Here is a 12,121-nt window from a genome sequence, read left to right as displayed (position 1 = left end):
TTATTTCTTTTTGTTTTTTAATGAAAAAAAGTCCATGCATCCTTTACAAATGGCTTTTGCCTGTCGTGTTCTTCCTTTCAGCAAATTTAACACTATATTTTTAGGAATAGCTATCGTCAATTGGTAAAATAAAGCGATCCATTTTTCTGCTCCCGGACAATTACGCCAGGAATACAGTAGGCGGTTGCGATTGAGATAATAGGTTTTCAACGGACTGTCGTTTCCCGTAGACCGGCTTTCCTTGTGGTAGACAGTGCAGGCAGGTTGATACCACAACCGGTATCCTTGCCGGGTCAGCCGGCTACACCAGTCCATTTCTTCGTAATAGAGGAAAAATATTTCGGACATGTTGCCGATTTCTTCCAGAATTTCTTTTTTGAACATGAGGGCTGCCCCGTGCAGGAAGGCCGTCGGACCCGGAATATCGTACTGCCCTTTGTCCGGTTCGTCATATCCGGTGGCATGATTGCGCAAGGTGTAGCGGGTCATTGGGGTGAATCCGGCATACTGGATGGCGTAAGGTGGAAATGCAAAGCGTATTTTCGGACTTACGGCTCCTATATCGGGATTGTTTTCGAGTGTATCACAGAGAGCGGACAGACTATCGTCTTTAATATAGGTGTCGTTGTTGAGCAAAAAAATATATTTTCCCTGAGCCTGTGCTATCCCCAGGTTGTTGCCTCCGGCGAAACCCAGATTTTGTTCACTCCGGAGAACGATGGCATGCGGATAACGCTGCCGGAGCATGGCTGCCTCATTTTTCCGGGAACCGTTGTCTACGACAATGATTTCGTAGGTACGGGTATGCAGGTGTTCCTGTACGGAATCGAGTAAGTCACAGGTGTCGTTGAAGCCGTTGTAATTAACTGTAATAATCGATATTTCAGGTGTTTGCTTCATGCTGATTCAATTCTCTGTCGTAATATGGCGCAATATACAAGATGGCCATTAGTGTATATACGATAATACCGTTCGGATAATTCAATACTTCGTTTCCGTAGCAAGTGACCAGAATTCCGCTGATCGCTGCAATGATGGCATATAATTGTCCTTGCAGTTCCCGGTTGAGTATCCGGAAAGAAGCGATATAAGTCGCTTTGAATAATATGGCCAATAAAATAAGAAGGTATAGCGTAAGGCCTGCAATTCCTGTTTCGACAAGTGTCATGACATACCAGGAGTCTGTTGCCATATAGGTGAGGGGATCGTGCCGGTTGACCGGTCTGAAACGGTCGGCTTTGTCTCCCGCTAATCCCAGGCCTATTCCGAAAGGCTTGTCTTTCATCAGGTGATAAACCTGTTGTTGGTTGTTTTGCCTGATCTGGAAAGAAGCGTCGTTTAGATCGAATGCCGAGCGCATACGCCGGATCAGACGATTGCTGTTGCCGATTGTCGTGTAATTCAGAAATACAAAACTGCCGATCAACAGAACGGCTGTCGTAAAAATGGCTTTTGTATTCCGGCACAGCACTAGGTAAACGGCGAGTCCTACAAACGGAATTGCCAGCGAACTGCGGGTGCCGGAAATAACAAGTCCGTATCCTCCGCCTAAAGCAGCCAGCCAAAAGAGTATTTTGAGCCATTTTTTTCTTGCGTAAAATCCGGAAATGCCGAAAACGATCAGGGATAAGCCCATGCTCGCCCCATAGCTGGCAGCATCACTGAAAAAAGAAAAAAAGCGGATACCGGTGTTGATGAGGTGAGTGCTTCCGCCTCCTTCTTCAAATAACCAACGTAATTCTGTTGTATCGAATCCCTGGTTGCGTTGCCAATATCCTTTGAATGCCGCTAATAGGGTCAGGCTGGCCCATATGATCAGCAGCCATTGGAAATTTTTGTAACGGGTAAAGAAAACCGGTACCAGAATAGCGCAGAATAAAGGAAAAAATGCGTAATTGGCGATAGCAATACTCCAGGGAGCTGCCAGTGCACTGGGGTTGAATATCTCCAATATGCAATACACCAGCCAGATACACCAGGCGAATGTCAGAAAGTTTTTGGAGCGCTCCCAATTCTGGCGGGTTTGTATCTCTTTTACCATTGAGATTACGATTATACCTAGAGCCAGAACCGTCATGATCATGCCGCTTTTTATGGGAATGTACCGGTTTATTCCCATGATGACATAATTGAGAATAAAAAAGGCGTAAAAGGTATACTGTTTGTGTATTATTCCGCCGATACCCAATAAAATAGCCGGCAAAGCTGCAAAAGCCAATGCTACGGCAGTTCCCTGATGGAGAATAAGCTGGAATATAATGACTAAACCGGCAAATAGTCCAAGGGCTATCGGGTATTTATAACGGAAATTATACATATTTTTTGTGTCGGTCGGTGGCTGTCAGTCCCAATTGAGATAACCGATAAAATAATTTTCTAAAAAATGTATAAGGCGGCATCAGGCCGTTCAGGTCTTCTGCGGCATCCCGTTTGGTATAATTCAGAACCAGGAATAATGGAGTTTTACCGGCCATTTCTTTTGTTCGGTTGAATACTAGCTGGTCTGTATTTTTCCAGGTTCGCCGGGAATCGACGATTTCCAGATTCACGCTTGCACCTTGCAGAATATCAGTTGTTAAAGCTGCCTCTTTTAAAGAAGGATATTCCACCAGGATGACTTGATTTTTCAGATCGGCTTTGCCGTTCGGATCCTGATCCTGTGTCCCGGGTATTGGGGTGAAAGAGTCGGAATCCGTTCGGAAGTTGTCATGCCAGGATAGCTGTTTTACTTCCAGACCTTGGGCCTTAAACTGTTCTGCCATCTGGTTACTGACGAAGCTTTTTCCTTCTCCCGGTTCATTACTGATCAGGTTGATAATGTTGTTTTGACCGGGTTTGAAGTAGGTCGTAGCATAATTGCATAACGTTTGTGCAGACAGAGTTGTGTATAATTGGTTGAATCGTCTGGATTGTATGCGCAGCGTTCTGCAAAAGGCGCCTATCACTTGTTTGCCCGTCAATAGTTCGGCTTTGAATTTGTGATGTAAGGTATGGTCCATCAATTCTATCAGCAGGAAGAAGAATATGGTGAAAACCAGGGAGGCGAAAAATACACCTATAATAATCTTTTTCCGGTGGTTAGACAATGAGGTTAGCGGATAATACGGATCATTCATGACCTTGAGGGTTGCCGATGTCATTTGCAGGCTTTTTTGTCTCAAACGGGCGGAATTTAATGCGTCCATCGTTGAAAAATATTCCTTTTCAAAGATATTTACAACCCGTTCTTTGCGGTTGAGTACTGAGCCGATGGGGGCAAAGTGCGTATATTTGCCCGACATTTGTCTGGCCCGTTCCTGCAAAACATGCAGTTCGGCTTCTCCTTTTTTATAAGCTATTTCCTGTTTCAGCCATTCTTCTACCACAGCGTCGTTGGCAATGCCTTCTTTTGTATATCTCAAGCCTTCAAAATCCCGTATGGTTTGTTCTATGGCTTTCTGACTGGCCGCTAATTCCCCGGCCAGGGAATCTTTTACCCTGGCGGTAATTTTTCCTTCCGGATAATAGGTTGCCATAGCCAGTTGCTCGCTCAAACGGGTGATTTTTTCGTTGTGATAAATATAATCTTTGTTGTTCCGGATAATATCGGAATATATACCCATCCGTTTTTCCAGGTCTTTTCTGATACTGTCGGCCACTTCGAAAGCATTTTTGGATTCCCAGTATTGCAGTTCAAAGTCCCGGTTTAATGCAGCGACATGCTTGGTTTCTTCATCATAATTAATAACCCGGTTGTCGGTACGGTAAACAGTCAAATCGTCTTCTGCTGCCTTCAGTTCTTTACCGATGCGCTGGAGTTCGGCTTCGAAAAATGCAATGACGGAATTCGTGGCTCCGAAACGTAATTCCTGGTATTGGTGAATAAACTCGTCGATTAAAATGCACAATGTCTGATAGGTGATTCCCGGATCGTCTGTCGTGTAGGATAATTCGAGTACGTCACTGTTGCTGATCCGGAAAGCAATGATTTTCTGCAAGGATTCCCGGTTGACATAGGGTAATTGGTATTGGTATATGCCATAGACATAATTGGAAGGATCGTTGGTTTCGTATGCTACCAGATTTTCGTATGTTCTTTGCTCATTGATGGAGTCATTGGAAGAACTCTTATCGATCAGGTGGTGTATCGGTTCGCCGTGCTCATAGAGTTGACGGTAATGGTCTGCGTTAATGTAAATGTTGTCTTTTTCCGGATCACCGTAAACCATACACCGGGCATACAGGCGCAAAGATACCTGTTTCAGGGTTTGGTCGGCAGTCAGCAGATTCAACAGGTTATCCATCATACTGCCTTGGGTATAGCTGGTCGTTGTTGCTCCCGTTTCCGACATGACGTTGACGCCGGTGATAATACCGGTGTATATCGAGCTGTTTACCGTATAATTTTTGGGCATTTTCTGGGTATACCAGATGGCAAATAAGGTAATAAATACCGGAAAAATAATTAACCAATAGCGGATACGATAAAAGAATTTGATAAAATACGTGATATATATCATTTTATTTATGAATTAATGGGGTGTTAGTAAGAACTTCCAGCTTTAAAAGATAGATATTGAGACGGCTTGCTATCAATTCGTATTCTGCCTGGGCCTTTTTCTGAGAGTTTTTCAATTCGGTCAATCCGCTGGTCGATATTTTGTTATTGATAAAATCACTTTTAACGACATTGTAATCGGCTTCATACATGATTACGGATTCGATAGCCAGTTTCAACATTTTGAGTTGATATTGGATATCTCCGTATAATTCGATGATTTCCGCCTTTATTTCATTAAATGCGATTTCCTGGTTGAATTCGGCGGATTCAACAAGTTGTTGTTGTTTTTTGACTTTTAGCCGGCGATTGATCAGATTATCCAGAGGAACGTTGATATTGGCTCCGATTTGCCAACTGCTTTGGGTGCTCCCGGAGTAAGTTGTCGTAAGGGGGAGGTATTCGGTTTCATGGTCGATGTAAGTTCCGAGTATACCGTAATTGTAGCCTGCACGGAGGGAGAAGAAACTCCACCAATCTCTTTTCGCTAGCTTGGTATCGTATTTTGCAGCCTCAATAGAGGCCTGGATGGCTGCTATCCGCGGATTTTTTTTGGCATTTTCAAACAGGGTTTCCAGAGGAGGAAGTTGAAAATGCTGAAATTCTTCCGTCGAAAGCAGGTGCGGAGAATATCGTGCCGTATCCGTATCGCTTTTTTGGGCGAAACTGTAACAGCATACTCCCAATAACAGATAAGATAATATAAAGTGTTTGATATTCATGGTGTTATTGTTAATGTTCTAAACATTTTCTTTTTGGATAAAAGCTGTAAAAGTCCGGAGGATAATTTTCATATCAAACCAGAATGAAAATTTATGTGCATATTGGATGTCCAATTGTTTTCTTTCTTCTGCCGATAGAATCCCGTCCGTTCCTCTTTTTTCTACCTGCCACAATCCGGTTAAGCCGGAAGGGGCCATAAACCGTTCGATGTATTCGTCCGATGTTAATAATTCCGCTTCATATAAGGGCAGGGGACGGTTGCCGACGACAGACATATCCCCTTTCAGAATATTCAGGAGTTGGGGAAGTTCATCGATACTGTATTTGCGTATGATATGCCCCACACGGGTGATCCGGGGATCGTCCTTTATTTTTATGAAATTATTTTCTTTTAATTTTTTACGGCGTTCCAGGTATTCTTTTTCGGTAAGGTGAAAATCGTCTCCGATCAGGATCGTTGCTTCTGTTTTATACGATACCGGTGCGGAATAAACAGCCTTGTTTTCTTCCTGGCTTTGATATTGATTGTGTTTTTTAAATTCTTCCAGCCGTTTGTCTGCATCGGTGTACATGGACCTGAATTTGAGGAAACCGAATATTTTGTAATTGCTTCCGACTCTTTGGGACGTATAAATAACCGGACCTTTGCTTTCCAAACGAATGGCGATTGCTGTAAATAAAAACACCGGGGATAGCAGCAATAAAGCAATACCTGAAGCAATTATATCGAATAACCGCTTCCAAAGAGGCAAGTGGAATGTTTGAGGTGTCGTTTGCAGGTCTTCCTGTTTTTTCAAGCGGGGAAGGACAGATAGGATCTGTCTGAGGGATTCTTCGGAAATGGTAGCATCGACAATTTCATTGACTCCTGAATGTATGTATTCGTAAATTTGTTTGGGAGAAATATCCTGAATTACCAGAATCAGATACAGGTTATCCGTTCGGTTTTTTTTCCATATTTCCAATTCTTTCTTATCTGCTTCCGGATTTTGGGATTCTAAAAAAACGAACAACGGAGTGTGGACGTGAGTCGAACAACTGTTTGCAATCGGGCCAGCTGCTTCCCGGGAGTTCTGAAATGCGATCAGTTGATGTCCCGTTATGCTATTGAAATGTTCGAACCACTCCGGATTATTCCCGATATATATGTTGTTCATTTTATCGTTTTCTTAGTGTATTCCGGACTCTGATTTTTAATTCTTGGGGATTAAAAGGTTTCAGAATAAAATCTTCGGCACCGTTTTCCAGCAATTTAATCCGGTCTCCGCTATTTTCCATACTGGACAAAACGATAATAGGTATAGACGAAAACATGGAACTGCTTTTCAGATGTTGTATGAATTGATTTCCGTTCATCTCGGGCATATAAACATCCGATATGATCAGATCGGGGATATGGCCTTCGTGCATCCATACCAATGCCTTTATCGGATTCGGGAAATAAACGATATCATACTCCGCTGACATCTGTATTTTAATGACTTTGGCAATTTCGGGCTTATCATCGACAATGAGTATCCGGGGCTTTGTGTCCATGCTGTTTCGGTATTATTATACTAAAGTGCCTGTATGACCTGATTTTTAAGTTTAATCATGAAGCCATGTAAGATACCTGCCATCATAATATATACATACACTTTACAAATATAAATTTATACATGCAAATAATTGGACAAAAATAGTAAAATAATCTCATATTGTAGTGTTTATATCTGATTTTTAGATAAAAAACAGGAAAAGTCATTGTGTTAAAATTCAATCTTATCCTTAAAGAATGTATAAAAAATAAATATAAATTGTATTTTTGAGGGGCGAAATAGAATTAGGTATTGGAAATGAAAATCAATCCTTCAGAATATAAAATTTTGATTGTCGACGACGTTGCTCCTAACGTATTATTATTAAAAGCATTACTGGGACGTGAAAAGTATAATATCGTATCGGCTACCAGTGGGAAAGAGGCTTTGGATTTGGCTGTACGGGAAAATCCTGATTTGATATTATTGGATGTCATGATGCCGGAGATGGACGGTTTTGAAGTTGCCCGGCGTATGCGTGAAGATGAGAAGCTGGGTAAAATACCGGTTATTTTTCTTACGGCTTTGGATGATGCGCAGAGTGTGGTGAAAGGATTCCAGATGGGAGGTAATGATTTTATATCCAAACCGTTCCGGAAGGAAGAGCTGTTGGTACGAATCAGTCATCAATTGTCATTGGTAGAAGCGAAACGGATTATATTGCGGCAGACAGAGGAATTGCAGAAGACGATAGATGCCCGGGATAAGCTTTATTCAGTTATTGCTCATGATTTACGGTCGCCGATGGCTTCTATGAAGATGTTGCTGAATACGATCATGATGAGCGTTACAAGGGACGATATGGACCCCGATCTTTTCGATATGCTTGAAATGAGCAATAAGACTTCCGAAGAAGTTTTCGCTTTACTGGATAATCTTTTAAAGTGGACGAAGAGCCAACTGGGGAAAATAACGATTGTACCGCAGGTTGTGGATATAGCCGAATTAACCCATGGTGTAATGGACGTCATTGCGTCGGTTGCTGCGATTAAGAATATAAAAGTAGAAATGAAGACTACCGATAAATTTGAAGTTACGGTAGATATCGAAATGATCAAAAGTGTTATCCGGAATTTGCTTTCCAATGCGATTAAATTCAGTCATAACGATACGGTCGTAGAGGTAAGCGTGAGGGAGGAGGAGGGAGAAGTTGTGGTATCGGTCAAAGACCATGGGGTCGGAATAAAGTCTGAGAATCAGGCGAAATTATTACACGATGTAAGTCATTTTACAACATACGGGACAGCCAGCGAGGAAGGATCCGGTTTGGGGTTGTTGCTATGCCGGGATTTTGTCCGGAAAAACGGGGGAAGGTTATGGTTTGTTTCTACTGAAAACATCGGTTCGGAATTTTCTTTTTCCTTACCTAAGGCAGAATCGTTGAATTGAATAATACGTTGAATTTCGATGAATAATAATCATGTCGTAATAATGGCAGGGGGGATCGGCAGCCGTTTCTGGCCGATGAGTACGCCTGAGAAGCCCAAACAGTTTATTGATATACTGGGAACGGGAAAAACCTTGTTGCAGTCTACCGTCGATCGTTTCCGGAATGTATGTCCGATGCAGAATATATGGGTTGTTACTGCTTTGAAATTTAAATCCCTGGTGGAAGAACAACTGCCGGAACTTCCCCGTTCGAATATATTACTGGAGCCTTGTATGCGTAATACAGCTCCGTGTGTTGCTTATGTTGCCTGGAAAATCAAGAAGAAATATCCCGAAGCTAATTTGGTCATATCGGCTTCCGATCATGTTGTAACCGACGTTTTTGAATTCGACCGGGTTATTCATGCCGGATTGGATTTTACGGCTTCCGGAGATCATATACTGACTTTAGGAATGAGGCCTACCCGGCCGGAAACCGGATACGGTTATATACAAGTGGGGGCAGAACAGGCCGGAGAGATACAAAAGGTGGTGAGTTTTAAGGAAAAACCGGATTTGGAGACCGCGAAAACTTATCTGGAATCCCGGAATTTTACCTGGAATTCGGGTATTTTTTTATGGAGTGTAAGGACGATAGAAAAGGCTTTCCGGACATATCAGCCTAAAATGGCGGAGTTGTTTGACAGTATGGAGGCCGTTTATTATACTTCTGAAGAACAACGGGCAATAGATGATAAATTTCCCTGTTGTGAGAAGATATCCATCGATTATGCCATTATGGAGCATGCGCCGAATATTTATGTTTTCCCGGCGGATTTTGGCTGGTCCGATTTGGGGACCTGGGGATCTTTGCATGAGTTGTCCCGGAAAGATGAACAGAATAATGCTGTAATCGGGGGACAGGTGAAATTGGTGGAATGTGATGATTGTATTGTCCGGATCGGTGCTGACCGGAAAATGGTCGTACAGGGATTGGAAGGTTATATTGTTGCAGAGCAGGGAGGTGTATTTCTTATTTGTAAAAAAACGGAGGAACAAAGGATCAAAGAATTCTCCGAAGGGATGTAATTTTATAGGAAATCAATTGTAATCGGTATTATGGTTCATATCATTAATCAACAAAATTCAGTATGTAATCGATTTTTGGCGGAAATCCGGGATTGTGAGAAACAGACAGACCGGATGCGTTTCAGAAGAAATCTGGAACGGGTGGGAGAGATTATGGCTTATGAGATCAGTAAAACTTTTTCTTATACGAGTTGTTGTGTGCGGACACCCATAAATCCGGCGTATGTGGAATTGCCGGATGAAAAAGTTGTTGTGGCGACGGTGTTGCGTGCCGGTTTACCTTTTCATCAAGGTTTTTTGAATTATTTTGATGACGCCGGAAATGCTTTTATTTCCGCCCGTCGGGCTTATAGCCGGGTGGACGGACGTTTGGAAGTACGTTTTGATTCCATATATACGCCTGATTTGACAGGTAAACAGCTCTTATTGGTTGATCCGATGTTGGCAACGGGATCCTCTTTGGTGATTGCCTATCGGGAATTGCTAAAACAGGGAAGTTTGCCGAAACATACTCATATTGCGGCTGTGATATCCAGCCGGCAGGGAGTAGAGTATGTGGAGCGGGAATTATCCGGTGAACCGGTGACTTTGTGGACGGCTGCGCTGGATGATGCGCTGACTGAAAAATTTTATATCGATCCTGGTATCGGCGATGCCGGTGACCTGGCTTTTGGGGAGAAAAAATAGAATATAAAATCCGGGTGAAAAATCCGGATTTTATTTTTGAATGCAAAACAGGTCTTAATTTTCGATTTTAGATTAAAAAATCTGATAACGAATCGGTCTGCAGGCAATCTACAATCTAAAATTTACAATTTACAATCTACAATCTACAATCTACAATCTGACGGTAGTGTTTGTAATATACTTCTTCTTTTATCGTTTGAATCTGACGGGCCAGTTTTTCTTTGTCCGTGTCCGGTGTATTACTCATGATCCACAAGGGATAGCTTTCTTCCGGAGTATCGTAAGAGGGTTGGAGGTATTCCCGGTCTACAATTTCATACCCGTTGCGCCGGTAGTAATTGACCCGCCGGGTCGTGAGTTCGTCGGTGGCGTGTTCGACTTCAAGTAAGCGTTCGCCGGGCAGGTGCCGGGCAACGAAATCCAATACCTGCTGGCCGATTTTCCGGTTTCTCATTTCTGCATAGACGGCCAAATGTTCCAGGTAATAAAAGTCTTCAAATTTCCAGTATATGAAAAGGCCTGCTAATGTGCCGTCTTCTTCTATGGCATTGAAATACATTTCAGAATTGTGTTCGATTAATTCGTTTAACTGGGCAATTTCCCTGCGTTCGGATTTTGGAAAAGCTTCCTGATATAAGGTTGCCAGTTTCTTCATACGTTCATCATCCGCTGTTCTGATTCTGCTCAATTCCATTTTTATGTTGTTTATTGTTTATATATCTCTTTTTAGCCGGTTTATTTTTTACGAAAATACGCTAAAAAAGTCAATAATCCGAATATTAAAAAAATATCGCTATTTTTTATCGAAATAATTTTGATATCTGAAATAAACACTCTATATTTGCACCCGTCAAACAGAACAAGTGTTTGAATTATATTGCGGGGTGGAGCAGTGGTAGCTCGTTGGGCTCATAACCCAAAGGTCGTCGGTTCGAATCTGGCCCCCGCTACTAAAAAAGCGAATCGGTTTTCCGGTTCGCTTTTTCTTTTCCAGGAAATAAAAAAATCACAGCCTATATGCGCTGTGATTTTTTATTGGCTTATATCGCATCCTTTTTGGCATATTCAGAAAATTCACACCCGAATGTATCTGCAAGGTAATTATCCATTTCATCTGCTTTGAATGCCATATTGGTGATGTTTTTCTGAATCTCTTCTGCATGTGTGGATTGGAGATCGGAGATATGAATCCGGTACGAGAGATAAATCTGGTTACCGTCGAGTCCCAGTTGGTAAGGTTTTATATTTTCCGCACTTATCAGGTAAGTCAATATCGGTTCGAGGTTTTTCTTCGGTAAGACATTGATCGGTGAAGTACAGAATAAATAAGAACGCTGGTAGACAAACATCCGGATTTCTGAGCTGCCTTTATGGAAAACCCAGCTTTCATAGCCTACTCTGGCCAGAACCGGATTGATACCCATGGCCTGAATCGCAGTCTCACAAAAGCTGGCCAATTCCGTTAATCCGCGTTGTTGAAAAATATTTTCAGGCAATTGTTCACCGCAGGAAGGACAATATTCATCTTCGTCAGAAATGAATTCGTCGCAGCTATTACATTGTACGTTGAATTGGGTTCTGTCCAGAGTTGCGGTTTGTTCGAGTAAGGTACGTAAAGCGGCAATCGGAATACCGAAGCCCATATTGTCGGCATCTTTGAATTTACTGGTGGTGATACCGATGATATCTCCTTGCTCGTTTAACATGGGACCTCCGCTGTTTCCCGGATTTACGGCCGCATCCGTCTGTATATAGTAGCTGTGGTCCATCAGTTGTTTTGGGGAAGATACCGTACCTTCGGTGACGGTAAACGGCATTCCGAAAGGATATCCGGCCACGTTGATCTTTTGACCGATACAGACGTCCTGTTGGGCTAAATGTATTGCCGGTATTGCCGAGAAATCACCTTCGGCCGTCAGGAGCGCAATATCGACGGACGGATTTACCAATATGACATTAGCCAGGTAGCGGTTTTTGTCGTTGTCTTCGAGGGCAACCTGCCGGAAGCCTTGTACGACATGATAATTCGTTACAAAAAGATTTTGGTCTTTCAGGTAAAAACAACTGCCTGATCCATCGGCATGATTCACTTTATATATTGCTTTAAATAAATTCTGTTCCATGATCTTTGTATTTGGAT

11 protein-coding genes and 1 tRNA gene are annotated in these 12,121 nt (G+C 42.4%); 4 read left to right on the top strand and 8 right to left on the bottom strand.

Features of this window, described 5'->3' with window-relative positions:
- From BN8908_RS06135 to BN8908_RS06110, 6 genes are read right to left on the bottom strand one after another with little or no spacing between them, the layout of a single operon-like run.
- Entirely contained in the window at positions 1-900 is a 900-nt protein-coding gene (locus BN8908_RS06135) for a glycosyltransferase family 2 protein (protein WP_068689683.1), read from the bottom strand.
- Positions 884-2,317 carry an O-antigen ligase family protein gene (locus BN8908_RS06130; RefSeq protein ID WP_082989227.1) on the bottom strand — a complete coding sequence of 478 codons (1,434 nt, stop codon included), beginning with the start codon at positions 2,315-2,317 and terminating at the stop codon, positions 884-886. The genes BN8908_RS06135 and BN8908_RS06130 overlap by 17 nt, the downstream gene beginning before the upstream one ends.
- Positions 2,310-4,499 carry a GumC family protein gene (locus BN8908_RS06125; protein ID WP_068689681.1) on the bottom strand — a complete coding sequence of 730 codons (2,190 nt, stop codon included), beginning with the start codon at positions 4,497-4,499 and terminating at the stop codon, positions 2,310-2,312. The genes BN8908_RS06130 and BN8908_RS06125 overlap by 8 nt, the downstream gene beginning before the upstream one ends.
- A 1-nt stretch (position 4,500) precedes the next feature.
- Positions 4,501-5,259, bottom strand: coding sequence for a TolC family protein (locus tag BN8908_RS06120; protein ID WP_021988940.1), 759 nt, complete (start codon positions 5,257-5,259; stop codon positions 4,501-4,503).
- An 18-nt stretch (positions 5,260-5,277) separates the two neighbouring features.
- Positions 5,278-6,417 carry a sugar transferase gene (locus BN8908_RS06115; RefSeq protein ID WP_068689679.1) on the bottom strand — a complete coding sequence of 380 codons (1,140 nt, stop codon included), beginning with the start codon at positions 6,415-6,417 and terminating at the stop codon, positions 5,278-5,280.
- Position 6,418: 1 nt separating this feature from the next.
- Complete coding sequence (locus BN8908_RS06110) at positions 6,419-6,796, bottom strand: response regulator (protein WP_021988938.1); 378 nt, start codon at positions 6,794-6,796, stop codon at positions 6,419-6,421.
- A 293-nt stretch (positions 6,797-7,089) separates the two neighbouring features.
- Here BN8908_RS06110 and BN8908_RS06105 point away from each other — a divergent pair, with 293 nt between their 5' ends.
- The 3 genes from BN8908_RS06105 to upp are packed head-to-tail and all read left to right on the top strand — an operon-like array spanning position 7,090 to position 9,981.
- Positions 7,090-8,226: an ATP-binding response regulator gene (locus BN8908_RS06105; RefSeq protein WP_068689677.1), complete on the top strand. Its 1,137-nt coding sequence runs from the start codon at positions 7,090-7,092 to the stop codon at positions 8,224-8,226.
- Positions 8,227-8,238: 12 nt separating this feature from the next.
- Complete coding sequence (locus BN8908_RS06100) at positions 8,239-9,294, top strand: mannose-1-phosphate guanylyltransferase (protein ID WP_068689676.1); 1,056 nt, start codon at positions 8,239-8,241, stop codon at positions 9,292-9,294.
- Positions 9,295-9,324: 30 nt separating this feature from the next.
- A complete protein-coding gene (gene upp / locus BN8908_RS06095; protein ID WP_021988935.1) occupies positions 9,325-9,981 on the top strand; it encodes a uracil phosphoribosyltransferase in 657 nt (218 codons plus the stop codon).
- 136 nt (positions 9,982-10,117) lie between these two features.
- On the opposite strand, the gene BN8908_RS06090 is transcribed toward upp, so the two are convergent.
- Positions 10,118-10,675, bottom strand: coding sequence for a GNAT family N-acetyltransferase (locus BN8908_RS06090; RefSeq protein WP_068689672.1), 558 nt, complete (start codon positions 10,673-10,675; stop codon positions 10,118-10,120).
- Between the two features lie 184 nt (positions 10,676-10,859).
- Here BN8908_RS06090 and BN8908_RS06085 point away from each other — a divergent pair.
- Positions 10,860-10,931, top strand: a tRNA-Met gene (locus BN8908_RS06085).
- Positions 10,932-11,021: 90 nt separating this feature from the next.
- On the opposite strand, the gene BN8908_RS06080 is transcribed toward BN8908_RS06085, so the two are convergent.
- Complete coding sequence (locus tag BN8908_RS06080; protein WP_068689670.1) at positions 11,022-12,104, bottom strand: trypsin-like peptidase domain-containing protein; 1,083 nt, start codon at positions 12,102-12,104, stop codon at positions 11,022-11,024.
- Between the last annotated feature and the right edge of the window lie 17 nt (positions 12,105-12,121).

Origin of the sequence: Culturomica massiliensis (genome assembly GCF_900091655.1) — a bacterium.
GTDB lineage: Bacteria > Bacteroidota > Bacteroidia > Bacteroidales > Marinifilaceae > Culturomica > Culturomica massiliensis.
This window is presented reverse-complemented; position numbering and strand designations above follow the sequence as displayed.

Coding starts and splice junctions, on each gene's coding strand:
- BN8908_RS06135 (WP_068689683.1), bottom strand. CDS start 900: ATGAAGCAAACACCTGAAATATCGATTATTACAGTTAATTACAACGGC.
- BN8908_RS06130 (WP_082989227.1), bottom strand. CDS start 2,317: ATGTATAATTTCCGTTATAAATACCCGATAGCCCTTGGACTATTTGCC.
- BN8908_RS06125 (WP_068689681.1), bottom strand. CDS start 4,499: ATGATATATATCACGTATTTTATCAAATTCTTTTATCGTATCCGCTAT.
- BN8908_RS06120 (WP_021988940.1), bottom strand. CDS start 5,259: ATGAATATCAAACACTTTATATTATCTTATCTGTTATTGGGAGTATGC.
- BN8908_RS06115 (WP_068689679.1), bottom strand. CDS start 6,417: ATGAACAACATATATATCGGGAATAATCCGGAGTGGTTCGAACATTTC.
- BN8908_RS06110 (WP_021988938.1), bottom strand. CDS start 6,796: ATGGACACAAAGCCCCGGATACTCATTGTCGATGATAAGCCCGAAATT.
- upp (WP_021988935.1), top strand. CDS start 9,325: ATGGTTCATATCATTAATCAACAAAATTCAGTATGTAATCGATTTTTG.
- BN8908_RS06090 (WP_068689672.1), bottom strand. CDS start 10,675: ATGGAATTGAGCAGAATCAGAACAGCGGATGATGAACGTATGAAGAAA.
- BN8908_RS06080 (WP_068689670.1), bottom strand. CDS start 12,104: ATGGAACAGAATTTATTTAAAGCAATATATAAAGTGAATCATGCCGAT.